The sequence below is a fragment of the Paenibacillus sp. GCM10027630 genome (genome assembly GCF_042676305.1).
Taxonomy (GTDB): Bacteria; Bacillota; Bacilli; order Paenibacillales; family NBRC-103111; genus Paenibacillus_S.
In genome coordinates, this window is the sequence record NZ_JBHTGY010000055.1 from 87327 (window position 1) to 104210 (window position 16884).

13 protein-coding genes are annotated in these 16884 nt (G+C 43.6%); 9 read left to right on the top strand and 4 right to left on the bottom strand.

Annotation, left to right across the window (positions count from 1 at the left end; all coding sequences use genetic code 11):
- Positions 1 to 114: 114 nt before the first annotated feature.
- Positions 115 to 1284 carry an MFS transporter gene (locus tag ACFQ0C_RS26560; RefSeq protein WP_379371115.1) on the top strand — a complete coding sequence of 390 codons (1170 nt, stop codon included), beginning with the start codon at positions 115 to 117 and terminating at the stop codon, positions 1282 to 1284.
- Between the two features lie 119 nt (positions 1285 to 1403).
- Here the strand turns inward: ACFQ0C_RS26560 and ACFQ0C_RS26565 are convergent, their stop codons facing one another.
- The 3 genes from ACFQ0C_RS26565 to ACFQ0C_RS26575 form a co-directional block, all read right to left on the bottom strand.
- Entirely contained in the window at positions 1404 to 2333 is a 930-nt protein-coding gene (locus tag ACFQ0C_RS26565) for an S-layer homology domain-containing protein (protein WP_379371117.1), read from the bottom strand.
- A 252-nt stretch (positions 2334 to 2585) separates the two neighbouring features.
- A complete protein-coding gene (locus ACFQ0C_RS26570; protein WP_379371119.1) occupies positions 2586 to 3317 on the bottom strand; it encodes a hypothetical protein in 732 nt (243 codons plus the stop codon).
- A 113-nt stretch (positions 3318 to 3430) separates the two neighbouring features.
- Positions 3431 to 4060, bottom strand: coding sequence for a YktB family protein (locus tag ACFQ0C_RS26575; RefSeq protein ID WP_379371121.1), 630 nt, complete (start codon positions 4058 to 4060; stop codon positions 3431 to 3433).
- A 258-nt stretch (positions 4061 to 4318) separates the two neighbouring features.
- On the opposite strand from ACFQ0C_RS26575, the gene ACFQ0C_RS26580 reads away from it, so the two are divergent.
- From ACFQ0C_RS26580 to ACFQ0C_RS26615, 8 genes are all read left to right on the top strand, one after another.
- Positions 4319 to 5275, top strand: coding sequence for an ABC transporter permease (locus ACFQ0C_RS26580; protein WP_258215128.1), 957 nt, complete (start codon positions 4319 to 4321; stop codon positions 5273 to 5275).
- Positions 5276 to 5288: 13 nt separating this feature from the next.
- The gene (locus ACFQ0C_RS26585; protein ID WP_379371123.1) at positions 5289 to 6167 is read left to right on the top strand and encodes a carbohydrate ABC transporter permease; all 879 of its coding nucleotides are present in this window, start codon (positions 5289 to 5291) and stop codon (positions 6165 to 6167) included.
- 160 nt (positions 6168 to 6327) lie between these two features.
- Positions 6328 to 7890, top strand: a complete 1563-nt coding sequence (locus ACFQ0C_RS26590; protein WP_379371125.1) for an extracellular solute-binding protein — start codon at positions 6328 to 6330, stop codon at positions 7888 to 7890.
- A gap of 166 nt (positions 7891 to 8056) precedes the next feature.
- The gene (locus ACFQ0C_RS26595; RefSeq protein WP_379371127.1) at positions 8057 to 9094 is read left to right on the top strand and encodes a response regulator transcription factor; all 1038 of its coding nucleotides are present in this window, start codon (positions 8057 to 8059) and stop codon (positions 9092 to 9094) included.
- Positions 9094 to 10944, top strand: a complete 1851-nt coding sequence (locus ACFQ0C_RS26600) for a cache domain-containing sensor histidine kinase (protein WP_379371129.1) — start codon at positions 9094 to 9096, stop codon at positions 10942 to 10944. Before ACFQ0C_RS26595 ends, ACFQ0C_RS26600 begins: the two co-directional genes overlap by 1 nt.
- Positions 10945 to 10994: 50 nt before the next feature.
- Positions 10995 to 11255, top strand: coding sequence for an SDR family NAD(P)-dependent oxidoreductase (locus tag ACFQ0C_RS26605; protein WP_379371131.1), 261 nt, complete (start codon positions 10995 to 10997; stop codon positions 11253 to 11255).
- The gene (locus ACFQ0C_RS26610; protein WP_379371133.1) at positions 11252 to 13345 is read left to right on the top strand and encodes a heparinase II/III domain-containing protein; all 2094 of its coding nucleotides are present in this window, start codon (positions 11252 to 11254) and stop codon (positions 13343 to 13345) included. Before ACFQ0C_RS26605 ends, ACFQ0C_RS26610 begins: the two co-directional genes overlap by 4 nt.
- Positions 13338 to 15662: a DUF4962 domain-containing protein gene (locus ACFQ0C_RS26615; RefSeq protein WP_379371135.1), complete on the top strand. Its 2325-nt coding sequence runs from the start codon at positions 13338 to 13340 to the stop codon at positions 15660 to 15662. Before ACFQ0C_RS26610 ends, ACFQ0C_RS26615 begins: the two co-directional genes overlap by 8 nt.
- 144 nt (positions 15663 to 15806) lie before the next feature.
- On the opposite strand, the gene ACFQ0C_RS26620 is transcribed toward ACFQ0C_RS26615, so the two are convergent.
- Positions 15807 to 16868, bottom strand: a complete 1062-nt coding sequence (locus ACFQ0C_RS26620; protein WP_258215136.1) for an ABC transporter substrate-binding protein — start codon at positions 16866 to 16868, stop codon at positions 15807 to 15809.
- Positions 16869 to 16884: the final 16 nt, after the last annotated feature.

A 16884-nucleotide genomic window follows, 5' to 3' on the forward strand; every position in this document is an offset into this window, starting at 1 on the left:
ATTTTGTTAATCTTCTCCTGATTTGTTTCCATGATGAAAAAAGTTATGATACGATAGAGCAGCATGTTCACCAAGATGCTGGATAACAATTGATCGGGAGGTCTGGAATCATTTATGAAAAAACAGCTGGCCATAATTATGGTACTGCTGATGACGATATTTATCGGATTCGGCATCATTATTCCGGTGCTGCCCGACGCTATTTCGGGATCAGGTGCAAGCAGCTTTCATCTAGGTATGCTTTTGTCGATCTATTCATTGGCATCTTTCCTGATGTCACCTGTTTGGGGAAGTATTTCGGACCGAATTGGCAGAAGGCCGCTAATAATAATCGGAGCCTTAGGATTTAGTGTCAGCTTCTTCTTATTCGGAATCTCAGGCGAGAGCCTGCTGCTTATGTACGTCTCACGTATTCTTGGAGGTTTGTTCTCCGGCGCTGCCACTGCTTGTGCTGTAGCTTATGTTGCCGATATTACAACGGAAGAGAACCGTACGAAAGGTATGGGTCTGGTAGGGATGTCGATCGGACTCGGATTTATTTTCGGACCGGCTGTTGGAGGTATACTGAGTCAATGGGGCTATCAAATACCCTTTTTCGCAGCGGCGGGCTTGGCCTTTTGTACTTTTGTGTTCGCTTTGATCATGCTTCCTGAATCTTTGAGCGTTGAGAAGCGCCGCGGGTACAGCCAGGAAAAAACATCACGTTGGTCGGCCTTTGTCGGATCGGTTAAATATTTATATGTGCTTTCTTTTTTCGTATCCTTTACATTAGCCGGATTAGAAGCAACGCTGCTTCTGTTCGAGAAAGATATGATTCATGCCACTTCACTGGAGCTAGGTATAATGTTTGGAGTTAGCGGCATTGTAGGTGCCCTGATTCAGGGGGGTGTAGTTAGACGTTTTATTAAAAAGGGTGATGAGGCGAAGGTTATTGGTTACGGGTTGGTGCTATCGGCGCTAGGGTTCATCCTCATTATTTTTTCATCAAGTTTGTTTACTGCATCCGTATACTTATCCGTGTTCGCGGCAGGAAATGCCTTGATCCGGCCTTGTGTTACTTCATTGATTACCCAGAAAACCAAAGTAGGGCAAGGTGTAGCTTCAGGACTCAGCTCCTCCATGGATAGTTTGGGCAGAATTACGGGACCCTTGCTAGGTGTAGGAGTATATCAATACAGCCTGCAGCTTCCTTTTTACATTGGAGCTGCCTTATCGCTTGGAGCTCTATATCTGCTATACCGTTTTATATCGGCAGATGGGGAACAAACAGCGCTTGCAAGATAACGGAAGATGTCTTAGATGTCTTGAAGCTCCGTATTAAAATAAAAATCCGCCGGGCTCGTATTGGGAGCTTTCGGCGGATTTTCTCGTTGAGCAGTTAAATCTGCAGGATAGAAGGTATGTCATGAGGCAGGATGGATCAAACGATAAACGACGGCCACAGCTTCACTTCGCGTCAATTTAAAATCAGGACGGAAAGAACCATCCTCGTAGCCATTAAACAAATGAGCCTGTTGTACAGCGCGGATTGCATCCCCAGCCCAATAATCGGCCGCAACATCAGTGAATGAGCTCGTTGATGAGGCCTTTAGCATTTCACTTCGGGAAAGGATGGTTGCGATTTCGGCTCTTGTGATACTATTCATAGGTCTAAATGTCTGATCGGGATAACCGTTAATTAAACCGTATTCCACTGCTGTTATGATGTAAACCTTATCCTTGTTAGTATCTGCAATATCTTTGAACTCTGAATCCGTGCTGTTGGACAAGAACAGCTCTTTGGCTTTAACTAAATAGCGAATAAACTCGGCGCGGGTTATGTTCTGATTTGGTTTGAACGACATAGTTCCGGCCTGCTTATCTATATAGCCATCAATAAATTTTTTATCGAATAATTCGTTGATTTCCTTCTGGGCCCAGTGACCCTCTATGTCATTAAATCCGGTAGGAATACCGTTTAACGAAAGAATGTAATTGGTAATTGCTTTATAATCATCCTCGCGCAATGATCCGGGCGCATTTTGAGGCATATTGCGGGAGATAAACTCGAATGCTTTATCATAAGTTGAAAGCTTATTTTTCGCGTGATCACTTACTAAAGAAGGGTATTTATCGATTCCCTTCCCTTCGGCTGCATGGCATGACAAACAATGCATTTCATACAATTCCTTACCGTTCTGAGCATTATTAAGTGAGGAGGATGTTGCGGCTATGATATTCAAAGACTCTGAAGAGCGAGCGGGAGCAGGTGCTAATAGAAAGCTGCAGGAAATCAATACAACCGCACCAAGTACAAAAATTGAAGAATGCTTAGTAAAAATAGGGCGTTTCATAAGTGGGCCTCCTGGACGTTTCGATTCTTTTCTCCATTATAAATGAATAATATGACGATTGTGTGAAATAGTGAGAAAATTTATGAAACGGTTGAGATAAGGCTGGGACTAGGACCATAGTATGAAAAAAAAGCCGCCCTTATGATAAGGACGGCAGTATTTGGCAGTTAAGTATTATCGACCAACCTCGGATAAACGTTCTCCCTTTGATGGAATTGCGAAACGTCTATCCTAGAGTAGTATATGTTCTCATCACTTAGATTTCTGCTTGTTGGAAGCGGACTCTTTTTTATGATCGGCCATTTTTTCGATCCATGGTGTCATTTCGTTCTTGATTTTTTCGATGAGCTGATCCTTGCTGATTCCTTTGGCTTGAGCAATTTCGGTTAAAGATTTGCCCTCTTTGAGCTGAGTATGCAGCTCATCTTCGGTGATGCCAAGCAGCGCAGATAACTTATCGGGTGCAGGCATCATCGATTTGTGATTTTTGCCGTGCTTGTGGGAAAAGTCTAAGTCTTTATGGTTGACCATAAACTTCAAATGCTTTTCCATGCCTGCTTTGATTTTCTCTGCTTTATCCGCAGCGAGCTTGCCAGCTTGCACCGCTTCATCGATCTTTTGATTGCGGGCAGCCTTGAGCTTGGCTATTAGATCAGCTTCGGATATCCCTTTTTCTTTTGCAATATCGACTAGAGTTTTTTCCTTTAAAGCAGCTTTTAGAGTGTCCTTATCGATTCCTAATATAGCAGAGGCTTCATCGATAATCGGCATGTGCTTATTGAAGTGTCCTTTGGTTTCCTTGCCGCGGCCTTCTTTGGCTTGCTTCTTTTCCTGCTTATCCTGCGGGGCTGGTTGCAATAACACAGCATTGTCAGCTGGATCGGCTAATGCTGGCTGTCGATTTGCATAAAGCACGCTTCCGCCCAACATGAGGGCAAGCGCGAGGCTGGTAACGATCACTCTTTTGGGAGACAAACTTTTCATAACTTACACCACCTTTCCCTAAATTTATTGGTTAGTTCGAGACTTAACCATTTCTAGCGTATGCATACAAGCTTAAAGGCACTTTAAGAAAACCTTAGAATTGGATTAATTTTTTAGGCCTGGCAAGCCATTTTGTATAACGGCATCAATGATGTAACCGTCTCTTTGGCAAGCTTGACAAAAGCGTCGCCGTCAGTGAGTACGGGATTGGAGGAATCAAGGTTAAGACCAATAAGCAGCTCTGCTTTTTTAACATCCCGGAACCTGCAAAGCGCCTCCGTTAATTGTTGATCGTTGAGCTCTTGAAATGCAATAGCGTCTTTCTTCATATGGTCGAAGGATAATACGTATTGCTTAGGGATGCTGCTTCGGAATTGCTTCAGGTTGTTCAAGTATCGTTGAGCAATGTTTTGCTTATTGGGAAGCTCGTAGATTAAAGCAAGCCATATAAATACCCGGTCATCGAAAAGTCCAACCTGAAAGTGAGGATGCTGCTTATAGCCGCGTTTATTATCGCATACAGCCATCCATGTATCAACTGGGGCGTTTACTTTGCGGCGAGCATGCTTGGCAATATGCAGAAACATTTCATTGCCTGCCAGCATAGCGGCTTCGTCACAGAGCTCTTTGCCCAGCTCTTTAAATTTCGGTTGAATATGTCCTTGAATACCTTCCATTCGTGCCTCAAGTCCAGGGATGGTAAATACATCAAAGTCGGTTTGTGTAAAGCCTGAAAATGTCATGATAGGGTCCTCCTAAAAATTACTGCACAAGTATTCTCTAATTCTTGATTTGTTATTAGTAAACTTTGCTAACCCATACTATAGCATATTAAAAACAAAACAGGGGAGCTCTGTATGTGTATTTGTCGAAATTTGACCGGTGACCTAAAAAAAACACAAGTAGTGAAAAAGGGAATCCATTGTTGGATCGCTTTTATAAGGTTAGGATAAGACTAACCAAATAAGGCAAGCGACATTATTTAAGAAGGAGGCCATTCAATGGCTAGTAAAGTGCAGGCATCTGATCAAGTAAGCTACAAGTCAATAACGAAAAAGAGCTTTCTAAGCTTTATGTGGAAATATAGAGCGCTCTATTTGATTTCTTTGCCAGGGATTATCTATTTTATTATTTTCAAGTATGTCCCGCTTTTTGGCTCCATTATCGCATTTCAAGATTACAATATTTTTCAAGGGGTTTTCGGTAGTAAATGGGTTGGACTTGAGCATTTTCAAAGAATGTTCGCGCATTATGATTTCATTAATATTTTGAATAATACTTTACTTCTAGGTTTGTACGATTTAGTGCTAGGTTTCCCTGCTCCGATCGTTCTAGCTCTTCTGCTGAATGAACTGAGACTGGTACTGTACAAGCGGGTTTTGCAAACGGTTGTTTATATGCCGCATTTCTTGTCCTGGGTTATCGTAAGTGGGATTGCAATCGGTATTTTGTCCCCTTCAACAGGAATTGTGAATCACTTCATCAGCTGGCTGGGTTATGACCCTGTTTATTTTCTAGGTGAAGAATCCTACATTCGTTCCGTATTGATTGGTTCTGGTATTTGGAGAGATTCCGGCTATGGTACTATTATTTACTTGGCTGCATTGGCTGGTATTAATCCGGATTTGTATGAAGCTGCTGAAGTTGACGGTGCTAGCCGCTGGCGGCAGACGATTTCTATTACATTGCCTTCCTTAATGCCTACTATTATGATTTTGTTCTTGCTTCATATCGGTAAGTTCCTTGATTTAGGCTTCGAACGCGTATATGTTTTCTTGAATCCTTTAAATATCAATAATGGGGAAATTTTAGATACGTATGTGTACAAGGCCGGCTTGTTAGGCCAACAATACAGCTACACAACTGCGGTTGGGCTTTTTAAATCTATTGTAGGTTTACTCCTGATCGTCATCGGTAATATGTTAAGCAAAAAAACAACGGGCGAGAGCCTTTATTAAGGGGGTGACTTGAATGAGGAAATTGAGCGTGGGGCAGCAAACCTTCAATGTATTTAATATTACATTTTTGACCATTTTGGCATTGCTTATGTTTCTACCTTTCTTGAATGTGTTGGCTCAATCTTTAAGTGATTCGGAAGCCGTAGTTACAGGGAAAGTATTTTTCCTTCCTGTAGATTTCACTTGGATTAATTATCAGTACGTTTTTAGCGATGCTTCAATCTGGAGATCATTTGCTGTTACTGTTTATATTACAGTTGTAGGTACTATTATCAATCTGATTGCGACAGCCTCACTGGCCTATCCTGTTTCAAGACAAGAGTATATGGGAAGAAAATATGTAGTATTCTTTGTCCTGATCACAATGGTATTCAGTGTTCCGTTGATTCCTAACTTTATTTTGATGAAAAGCTTGGGTTTGACAAATTCACTTTGGGCGCTTTTGATTCCAGGAGCTATCAGTGCGTTCAACTTCTTTGTAATGAGAGCTTTCTTTATGCAAATCCCTCCGGAAATCATTGATTCTGGCCGCATTGATGGCTGCACAGAGCTGAGAATGATTTGGAATATCGTGCTGCCTTTATCTAAGCCGGTTATGGCATCATTAGGAATTTTCTACGCGGTAGGACATTGGAATACTTACATGGCCGCTCTCTATTATGTGAACAAGCCGACTTTATGGCCGCTCCAAGTAAAGCTTCGCCAATTAATTACGGCTGACGATATTAATATCGATCCATCAGCATCCCAATTCAGTTCACTGGTTCACTCCAATCCTGAAGGGATTAAAATGGCGACTATTATTATCGCAACGGTTCCGATTGTATTGATCTACCCATTCTTGCAAAAGCACTTTGTTAAAGGGATGATGATCGGTTCTGTCAAGTCCTAAAGTCTTATAAGCTTAAATTCTTAATCTAAAGAAAATACAACTGCAACTAAAGTCACTCCATTGTTCATCGTAGAAGACCGCACTACAATGTAGTTATTGTGTGAAAGCGCTATTAACATAATTGCAAAGACAAACATGTTGAGAGAAAAGGGGTATAAAAATGAAAAAATGGATAAAAGTAAGTATGGTATCTGTGCTGGCAGTAAGCACGCTTTCCGCTTGTTCTAAGCCGCAAGAAGCACCAGCAACACAAGGGAGCAAACCAGGAGAGAAAGCGAAGTTCTCCATTTCCATGCGTACATTGGCATTTAATCACGTAGAGAAATCGCCCAATATCAATGAGGATAAATGGGTTAAATTATTGGAGCAAAAAACAAATACCGATCTGGATATCGTGCTTGTTCCTCACAAAGAGTTTGAGCAGAAGATGGCTCAAATGTTTGCAACCAACGACATCCCGGATGTTGTACAAGGTAGTGGAGGTACAACAGGTAAAGAGATGGCTGGTTCCGTTCAAGCCGGAGTGTTCTTGCCGCTTGATGATCTTTTGCAAAAGTATGGTCAAAATTTATTGAAAAAGATTCCAAAAGAAGCTTGGCAGAAAGAGACCTTGAATGGCAAGATTTATGCAATTCCTGAGTTCTTGTCCAATCCTTCCCGCCGTACTACTGCAATTCGTAAAGACTTGCTGGATAAAGCCGGATTGCCAATTCCTAAAACAGTGGACGAGTACTTGAACGTCATGCGTAAGTTCAAGGAAATGGGTGTTGAGAATCCTTACCAGGGCCGTGAAAACTTCAAGTATGCCGATACATTCTTTGGGGCATATGATGCATTCCCTTACTTATCCATGTTGACACAGCAAGGCGATCAAATCGTACCTAAGTTTTTCAACAGTGACAACATGATGAAAGCGTTGCAAACGTATAAAACTATGTTCGATGAAGGCTTGATCAATAAAGAGTTTGCTACAATTAACCCGACTGTTTATAAAAACTCGGTTCTTGCTGGTAAATCAGGAATCTGGTCTATGAATGCTAACGAAGCTTTGCAATGGGAACAACAATTGAAGGCTAACGTTCCAACTGCCAAAATTGAGCTTATCGCTTCCCCGACAGGACCTGATGGCAAGGGTGGCCATTATTTGTACAATTCTGTAACCCGCGCATGGTTCATTAACAAAAAAGCAAAAAATCCAGAAGCTATCATTAAATTCTATGACTGGATGCTGTCTGATGAAGCTGAGAAATTCTTTACATTTGGTGTTGAAGGTGAAAACTACACTACTGAAAACGGTAAAATCAACTACAAAGCACCTACGGATCCAGCAGCTGTAGACGAAGAGCGTTACCGTCAAGCCTTCTTGTGGATGGTACAAGACACTACTTACAACAAAGGTACTCTTAGCATGACCGAAGAAGGTAAGAAACTTATGAGCGTCTATGATAATATGCTTGCAAAAGAAGGCCGCGATGGTATTCAAATCGATCCAGGTCTGGATGCTTACATGAAAAATCCTGATATTACGCCTGCTTCCGATACTGCACCTCCTGTAATTCTTCAGCATATGGTCAAAATGGTTTACGGCAAAGAGCCGATCTCCGATTGGCCGAAGGTGCTTGAAGAGTGGAAGTCCAAAGGCGGTAACGACGTAATTAAAGAAGCAACTGAGAAATTTAATAAAAAAGATCCGAGTGTAACGATCAGCATGCCGCGCCGCTAATATCAGCCATTTCTACGCAGCGCACGGGCTAACAACATTCGTCCTCAACTCCTCACGTCTAACCAGCGTGGGGAGTGAGTTTTTATTACAACTATTCAGCATTAGGCCATGTATACTATACTAAGACTAACTACTAGCTACTTCACCAGAATAAGGGGTGTTCCTTATGTTCAGAATTTTGATTGCAGATGACGAACCGATGATCCGTAAAGGACTGCAGAAGCTGATCCAGCAATCCGGTCAGCCTATTGCGAGCTTGCGGCTTGCAGAGAACGGGGCGGACGCATTGCAGCAGATTCAAGAGGAGCGTCCCGATTTTTTATTTACCGATATCCGCATGCCCAAAATGGACGGACTGGAGCTGTGCAGACAAGTTGCGGAGCTTGATCCTGACATCCATATTGTAGTGGTATCCGGTTATAATGATTTTGAATATGCACAAAAATGTGTTTCTTATGGAGTCAAAGAATATATTTTAAAGCCTATTAATAAGAAAGCAGTTGAAACTGCCTTGGTTAAGCTTGCACATCTTCGTGCCAAGCAAATGACTCAGGCATTTGTTTCGGTTAATCGGTTGGAAGAATGGGTGGCTGTAGCTGAGGATGCAATCTGGTCGCTTAAGCACACCGTTTTGTTAGAGCTTCTGCTCAAAGCTCGTAGAGAGCTTACTTCTTATAACCTTCGGCTGAACCAGCTGGTTGATTTATTGGGCGAATTTTCGGTACTGCTGAATAAACGTTTGAATGAAAGAGATGTATTTTCATTTTCGGAGCGGTTGCAGCTGTATGATGTTTCGAGTATAGACGAGGCATGGACACGGTTTGAAGCCAGCCTGGAGCTCTTATTTCAGGATTTGCGAATTAAACGCAAGGGAAAGCTGCGGGATCCTGTAGAGGAAGCCAAGCATTATATAGAAGATCATTTGGCTGAGGAAGTGTCACTAGAGGAGGTCGCTGACCGAATTGGGCTGAACGCCTCTTATTTTAGCCAACTGTTCAAACAATCGACACAGGAAACCTTTGTCCAATATCGTACTCGCAGACGAATTGAAAAGGCCAAAAAATTGCTCGCACAGCCGCACTACCGAATTACCGATATTTCAGGTGAAGTTGGTTATGCGGATCATCCTCATTTTACTAAAACGTTTAAAAAATACACAGGCTTATTGCCATCTGAATTCAGGAACAAGCTGGGGATTGAATAATGAAGAGACGATCGCTGTCCGGACAAGTTTTTTTTTACTTCTCAATTGTTATTGTGCTATCGCTAGCATCCGTCGGGATTGTCTCCTATGTTCAATCGTCACGCGCGTTGGATCACCAGGTTGAGCAGTATATGGATCAAATGATTGATAATGCAGCTTATCAAACCGATATTTATTTGCAAACCTATGAGCTGCTTAGCAATTCATTTTCATCCAATTCGGATGTAAGAGCTTTTTTTGAAATCGGAAAAGATGATGTGTATGAGTATTATTATTACTCCGATCAAATTAGAACTTTTGCCTCGAAATCGGTTCAATCGATTATTACGCTTTATAAGCAGCTAAATGCGATTTACGTTGTAGGCCAACAGGGCAGATCGGTTATATATGACAATCAGAACTTTTTATCTCTAGATGCTAGCCTGCTTCCTGAGAAATACGACTTTCTGATGAAATCGGCACCTGACAACAATAAAATAGTTCTGCTTAATACCAGCATCCGACCTGAGGATCAGGGAACTGTTGTTACAATGGTGCGGAAGGTTCGCGGCGCTTCATACGACCGAAATAGAGGGCTTGTTGCCATTGAATTTAAGCTGCAGGAGCTGGCCAAAATTTGGGATCGGGTGAATATTGGCAAAGACGGCTATTTTTTTATTATGGATGACAATGGAAATCCGATCTACCATCCGCCAAATTTCCAACCTGATGAAGCCATGTTTAAAGAAATTTCAACCCATATATCCGATAGCGAAAATAAAGTGTTTACAACAAAATATCAAGGTGAAAACCGAATGTTTGTTGCACGCAAATCCGATTATTCCAATTGGCGGCTCGTTGTTTCGATGCCGCTGGATGAGCTGCGCAAGCCGATCTCTACGATCCGTACTGTCACCTTGGTAGTTGGTTTAGTTACGCTGGTACTGGCTTTGCTGCTTGCCTTTAGATTTGGCCGGTCCATTGTGGCTCCGATTAGGGAATTAAAGGAAAGCATGCGGGAAACGGAGAAAGGGAACTGGCGGCATCTGGATGAAAATGGGCGAACCGATGAGTTAGGCGGGCTTATCCATAGCTATAACTTAATGGTGACCCGTTTATCGGAAATGATTGATAAAGTGTATGCGGCGGAGCTGCAGCAGCAGAAGGGAGCTCTACAAATTCAAGAAGCTGAGCTTGAGCGGCATAGAGCCGAGTTTCAAACACTGCAGCTGCAAATAAATCCGCATTTCCTGTACAACACATTGGAAACGATCAATTGCTACGCTATTGTCCAGGATTCACATGAGATAACTGAGATGGTTGAAGCGATGGCTTTTATGCTTCGTTATTCGATTCAAACTAATTTGGAAGAAATAACGATTGCTAATGAATTGAATCATGTACGTAATTATTTGATCATCTTACAGCACCGGATCGATCGAGAATTTGAGCTCGATGTAATCATTCCGCCATCCCTTTTGCTCGAGAAGATGGTAAGGCTGACCTTGCAGCCCATTATTGAAAACAGCTTTCAGCATGCTTTCCCTAACGGCATCGAGGCTCATCATAAGATAAGTATTGATGCACACAAGGGAAATGGGTTATTCCAGGTCATCGTTGAGGATAATGGAGCAGGGATTGCCCCTGACAGGCTAAAGCAGCTGAAGGAGCAGCTGATGCTGAACCGATTGGCTGAGGAGGAAACTCAATCCGGCTACTATCGACGTGGCGGTATCGGTTTGATGAATGTTCACCGCAGAATTCAGATGGTATTTGGTGAGCAATATGGCTTGAGCATTGAAAGCGAGTGGGGGAAGGGCAGCAGGTTTATATTAACTATGCCGGATAAGCCCAATAAGAGATCTATTTAAATGATAAATAAAAGGCTGGTTAAGCAGCTAATGATAGGAGGACGTAATAAATGAGTACACAATTACACGGCAAGATTGCTCTGGTTCCAGGGTCCAATGTGGGGATTGGTCGAGCTATTGCCATTGCTTTGGCTGCCAATGGCGCTAAAGTAGGCGTCAACTACTTAAACAACAAAGAGCAGGGCGAAGAAACGGTAAAGCTAATCCGTCAAGCGGGAGGACAAGCTGAGCTATTCCAGGCGGATGTGACAAATGCAGCACAAATCGAAAGTGAGACGATAGAAATCAACGGGGGGATGTTCATTCGATGAGAATATCAGAGAAGCTAACTAACACAACTTGGGCAAGACCAACGTTACAAGCACTAAAAGCTGAGCTTGATCAACTGGAAGCTAACGGCAGCCTGCATATCCCTCAAGAGCCCGGTGGCTGGTGGCATCAGTACGTATGCCCGACCCATCACACGGAGCTGGAGTTCGATCCTAATGAACGCGATGCGCATGTGTTCATCTGCCCTCATGGATGCCGCATAGAAGGAGATGCTTACCGCGGCGCATGGCTGGTGTTTAAGCACCAGTCCATGGCCCGGGTCGCACTCCAAGCAGCAGCAGTGTACGCGGGAACCAAAGAGCAAGCTTATGCGGATCTCGCGAAGCGAATCCTCGTAAGCTATGCAGACCAGTTCCCGCAATATCCGGTGCATCCAGACGCCCAGCCTTGGATGCTCAAGGGCAGAGCATTTCATCAAGCGCTAACGGAAGCTATATGGTCTACTACGCTGCTGCGTGCCTATGTGCTGCTTCAGGATGAAGGCATAACTCTTGATAAAGCTGAACAAGCCGCATTGGATATGTTTCTTTCGATGCTTGAGTCAAGTATGACACAATATCGGTATATATTAATTCATGAACGTAAAAATGCAGAGAACAATTATACAGCATGGTTAAATGCTGCCCTTTCCTGCGTCTACACAATAAAAGGGCAGCGCGAGCAGCTAGTAGACCTCATAGAAAATGAGGGAGGCTGGAAGCATCATTTATCGATCGGGGTAAAGCCTGATCAATTCGAATTTGAAGGAAGCACTTATTATCATATTTTTGTATTACGCGCTTATTTGATCTCTGCTGAGATGGCTCAGCGCTTCGATATTGATTTGTATCATGCCGAAGGTGAGCAGGGACAGTCGATGAAAGGAATGTTCGATGTGCTTGTCGGACTTTCCGATGATCAAGGTGTTCTTCCTGCACTGCATGACGGTCCGCTAGCTAGGGTACCATTTGCTAGAGAGATTGCAGAGATTATGGAGATAGGACTTGCCGCATATGGTAACGAAGCCTATGCGCCAATCTTGGGAGAAGCTTATCGGCAAATGGATGGGCAGCGCACCCGTATCTCGCTGGAGGCTCTAGTCTACGGCGAAGGGAATGCTGATTTGACGGGTTCCATGCCTGCCAGAAGCTCATTACTTCTGGCTGATTCCGGATTCGCAGTTGGTAGGAACTCGAATAACGGATTGTCATTTCTAGTAGATTTCGGTCCTCATGGCGGCTCTCATGGACATTATGACAAGCTGCACCTAAGTTTACAGCATCAAGGCGGAGCATTTGCGCCTGATCTGGGTATGGTTCCTTATGGTTCATCGCTGCGTAAAGAATGGTTTGCAGAGACAGCTAGCCACAACACAGTTTCAGTTGGAGGTAAGTCGCAGGCCATTCATGAAGGGCGCTGCAAGCAATTTACCGAAAGTGAAAAATCTGTCTATGCTTGGCTGCAGTCTGAAGGTGCTTATGAGGGAAGTTTGCTTGAACGCCATTTGCTGCTGACAGATGAATGGCTGTTAGACTGGTTTGAAGTTAGTCTGGACAATGAGCAAACGATAGATTGGTGGATGCATGCGATCGCATCGCCTGAAGCTGTTGGGGGCAATTGGGTTAGTATCGAGGGCGATCCTTCGGAGACATTAGGTTCTAAGGAGTATGGCTATGACCGCATAGAGCTGCTTGATCGCTACGCGGCAAACGCCGGAAGTGGAACGGGAGAATCATCTCCCGTGCTGACAGTTAGCTATAACCTAGGGGATGCCGCATCTGGCACATTGTATCAATCGACAGTACAGTTCGATAGTGAAGCAGATGCTCTCTACCGGATCGCAACACCTGGAACGTCTGTTGATCCTAGTAAGCAGCTGAACGGATTATTGCACCGGCGTAACGGCCGAAAGGCCAGCTTTATTCATATTTATAAGCTTGACTCTGCTCCTGCTGTAAGCTGGCAATCCGTTGCTGCAACAGATGGAACGGGCTCAGGGCGAATTATTATCGGGGATCAACAAAAGAGAGTTGTTTGTGAATTGGATGCACAACAAGGATTGAAAGTGACATGGGAGGAAGACAATGAGTAAACCACTATACCAGCCGCAGAGCGGCGTATTGACCGTCCAATATGCTCCGAATGAGCAATCTATTCTGATTGAAAATCCGCCGCGGTTTACTTGGATACCCGCTCAATTAGAACATGATCGCTATGTTTTGCAGTATTCACGTTCTTCCCAATTCAATACGGAGGATACAGTGACGGTTCTCTCGATCGATTATAATTTATATACGCCTGATCATGTATTGGAGCCTGGAGTGCATTATTGGCGTTATGCCCTGCTTCTTGAAAAAGAAGAAGGAACTGCAGCTCCAGATGGAATAGCTTTTCAAACCGAATGGAGTACGATTCGCAGCTTTACGGTTACTGAAGGTTTACCGGAGACTCCTTTAGCTGGCAGAGGGGTAAGATATGCGCAAGCTGCCAAGGAGCATCCACGACTGTGGTTGCAAGCTAGTGAGCTGCCGGATTTTCGCCGCAAGGTCAGAGAGAACCCTGTATCCGTAGGATGGGAAGCATTCTATGAGCGTTCTGTTAAGCCTTGGATTGAACGGGATCTTATTGCTGAACCACAGCCGTATCCTAACAACAAACGTGTAGCCAGCTTGTGGCGTCAAATGTATATTGATTGTCAGGAAGCACTTTATGCGGTTCGCCATTTAAGCGTTGCCGGAGTAGTGTTGGAAGATCAGAGCCTTATAGATCGCGCTAAAACTTGGCTGCTTCATATTACTAGCTGGGAAGTCAATGGAACGACAAGCCGCGATTACAATGATGAAGCATCCTTTCGGATCACGGGTGCATTGGCTTGGGGTTACGATTGGCTGTACAACGAGCTGTCACATGAAGAGCGTGAGCTTGTAAGAACAAACCTGCTGCTTCGTTCAGAGCAGATTGCCTTTCATGTTATCGAGCGCAGTAAAATCCATCATGTTCCTTTTGATAGTCATGCCGTACGTTCTTTATCTTCTGTACTTGTACCAGGCTGCATTGCAATGCTTGGAGAAGAGGAGAAGGCAGAACAATGGCTTAACTATACTTTAGAATACTATGCTTGCCTCTATTCTCCGTGGGGTGGAATTGACGGAGGCTGGGCTGAAGGGCCGATGTACTGGACTACAGGCATGGCATTTGTAACAGAAGCGATCAATTTGCTTAAAAAATATACCGGGGTTGATTTTTACCAACGTCCATTTTTTCAAAAAACAGGTGATTATCCGCTCTATTGCTTCAGTCCCGATACGCTTCGCGCAAGCTTTGGTGATCAATCCACGCTTGGGGATCCTGTCAGCTTGAAAACAGGGTTTAATATCCGTCAATTTGCTGGCATTACGGGCAACGGACTGTATCAATGGTATTTCGAGCAAACAAAAGCGATCGATACGGATTCAGAGATGAAGTTCTACAATTACGGATGGTGGGATTTCCGATTTGACGAAATGGTTTACCTGAATGATTATCCATCCATTCCTGCTCAACAGCCAAAGGAAATTGAACCGGTCAAATGGTTCCGTGATATCGGATGGGTAGCCTTTCACGCGAATATGGACCAGCCTGATCAACATATCATGCTTTTGACCAAGAGCAGCCCATATGGTTCTATTAGTCATAGTCATGGCGACCAGAACGGCTTCCTGCTCCATGCATACGGGGAACCGCTTGCGATTGAAAGCGGCTATTATATCGCTTTTAACAGCACGATGCATATGAATTGGCGCAGGCAGACACGTTCAACGAACAACCTGTTAATTGACGGTCTAGGGCAATATGCGGGAACAAATAAAGTACTGAATATGGCTGCATCCGGCATAGTGGAGGACGTTCAAACACATCCTGCCTATACTTATTCTCGTTGTAACGCAACAGCGGCTTACAAGGAAAATGTGCCTTATCTGGAGCGTTATGTACGAGAGCTGTATTTCTTCAACGAGTCTTATATCGTAGTTGTTGATCAAGTGGATTTATCCCAGCCTGGAAAAATCGACTGGTTATTCCACACCTTGTATGAGATGAAGCTGGATGGGCAGTCATTTAAGGTAAGAGGACAGAAGGCGGATATGGACGGACGTTTTGTATATAGCTCCTCAGGAGATTTGGAACTGTCGCAAAGCAGTGAATTTACCGATGTGGATCCTTCGGAAATTGAAGGCTTGGATCGCCAGTGGCATTTGACGGCATCAACGCGTACGGCGCGAAGCCATCGAATTGCAACTTTACTTGTACCGATTCGTAAGGATGAACCTAAGTATGTTTCGTACTTTATGGACGATCAGGGACATGGTGTGCACCTGTACTTCACTGAGGACGGCGTTACGCATAAGATTGAGGTTCCAAAGCCTTACTAGATAGTTATAAAAAGGGTACTGAATTGTCGAGCAGCTCCAATTGTGCATACTATTGCATAATTCGGGGCTGTTTGTATATGAAAAAAGAAAACCCGTTATCCAACATCTATTACGATGATGGATAACGGGTTCTTCTAACTCAACTTATTTTCCAGCTTTTACTTCTTCAAGTAAGCTCAGATCCAGAAATTTGCTCAGATCCAATTCTTCTTTTTTGATATCTTTGATATAACCGGCATCGATGGACACCTTTGCCATTTCCTCAATAGCTGCTTTATTAACATCTGTAGTCAAATTCAGACGGGAGATAGCCGCTTTGATCAGATTGATCTCCATACCTTTGCCACTTAACGCTTTAAGGCGGTTATTGATTAGCTCATAAGATTTGTCCGGATTCTTCTTGATGAAATCAACAGCGTCTGCGTTTGCTTTAATCGCTTGCTTAACCATATCGCGGTGTTCTTTCAAAAACTTGTCGCTGGCAGCAAGCAACGTTAGAGGGTAGTCTCCATTGTTCGGTGGAATTTTGTTCCAGTCAACGATGATTTTGCCTACTCCTTCTTGCTCCATTTGAGTGCCCCAAGGCTCAGGTACCAATGTAGCTTCAATTTCTTTCTGGCGCATTGCGATTAGTGTATCCGCTGGAGCACGTGCAATAATTTGAACGCCTGTTTTATCCGTTGTTACATTAAGGTTATTCTCTTTAAGCAATAAACGAAGTGAAATTTCATTGGTGCTACCTTTAGTTGGAATGGCAACTGTTTTACCTAACAAATCCTTTGGACTTGAAATGCCGGAGTCCTTGGCAGCTACAAGCACCGCTCCACCGTTATTTGAACCGGAGACGATACGGAAGTTTTTGCTTTTAAGAAATTGGTTTGTAGCAGGACCAGGACCTGTGTAGCCTAAGTCGATTTGATCTGTAGCAAGTGCTGTCGAGAAGTCGGAACCGTTATCGAAGGCAGTAACTTCAATTTTGACGTTCTCACCCCAATATTTCTGGAACAAGCCTTGCTCTAAAGCAACATAACCAGGTGCATGAGTGACGTTTTTAAAAATACCGAGTCTAACCGTAGATGCAGGTGCGGAAGCTTTCGTTCCTCCTGCGGCCCCATCCTTGGCCGGTTCTTCTTTTTTACCGCAAGCGGATAACACCAGCACGGTAACCAACATAATAGCTAAAAGTAAGGACATATTTTTTTTCATTGTATTCTCTCCTTTT

Excerpts from the sequence above, each read along its gene's own strand:
- ACFQ0C_RS26560 (WP_379371115.1), top strand. The coding sequence starts at position 115 with ATGAAAAAACAGCTGGCCATAATTATGGTACTGCTGATGACGATATTT.
- ACFQ0C_RS26565 (WP_379371117.1), bottom strand. The coding sequence starts at position 2,333 with ATGAAACGCCCTATTTTTACTAAGCATTCTTCAATTTTTGTACTTGGT.
- ACFQ0C_RS26570 (WP_379371119.1), bottom strand. The coding sequence starts at position 3,317 with ATGAAAAGTTTGTCTCCCAAAAGAGTGATCGTTACCAGCCTCGCGCTT.
- ACFQ0C_RS26575 (WP_379371121.1), bottom strand. The coding sequence starts at position 4,060 with ATGACATTTTCAGGCTTTACACAAACCGACTTTGATGTATTTACCATC.
- ACFQ0C_RS26580 (WP_258215128.1), top strand. The coding sequence starts at position 4,319 with ATGGCTAGTAAAGTGCAGGCATCTGATCAAGTAAGCTACAAGTCAATA.
- ACFQ0C_RS26585 (WP_379371123.1), top strand. The coding sequence starts at position 5,289 with ATGAGGAAATTGAGCGTGGGGCAGCAAACCTTCAATGTATTTAATATT.
- ACFQ0C_RS26590 (WP_379371125.1), top strand. The coding sequence starts at position 6,328 with ATGAAAAAATGGATAAAAGTAAGTATGGTATCTGTGCTGGCAGTAAGC.
- ACFQ0C_RS26595 (WP_379371127.1), top strand. The coding sequence starts at position 8,057 with ATGTTCAGAATTTTGATTGCAGATGACGAACCGATGATCCGTAAAGGA.
- ACFQ0C_RS26600 (WP_379371129.1), top strand. The coding sequence starts at position 9,094 with ATGAAGAGACGATCGCTGTCCGGACAAGTTTTTTTTTACTTCTCAATT.
- ACFQ0C_RS26605 (WP_379371131.1), top strand. The coding sequence starts at position 10,995 with ATGAGTACACAATTACACGGCAAGATTGCTCTGGTTCCAGGGTCCAAT.
- ACFQ0C_RS26610 (WP_379371133.1), top strand. The coding sequence starts at position 11,252 with ATGAGAATATCAGAGAAGCTAACTAACACAACTTGGGCAAGACCAACG.
- ACFQ0C_RS26615 (WP_379371135.1), top strand. The coding sequence starts at position 13,338 with ATGAGTAAACCACTATACCAGCCGCAGAGCGGCGTATTGACCGTCCAA.
- ACFQ0C_RS26620 (WP_258215136.1), bottom strand. The coding sequence starts at position 16,868 with ATGAAAAAAAATATGTCCTTACTTTTAGCTATTATGTTGGTTACCGTG.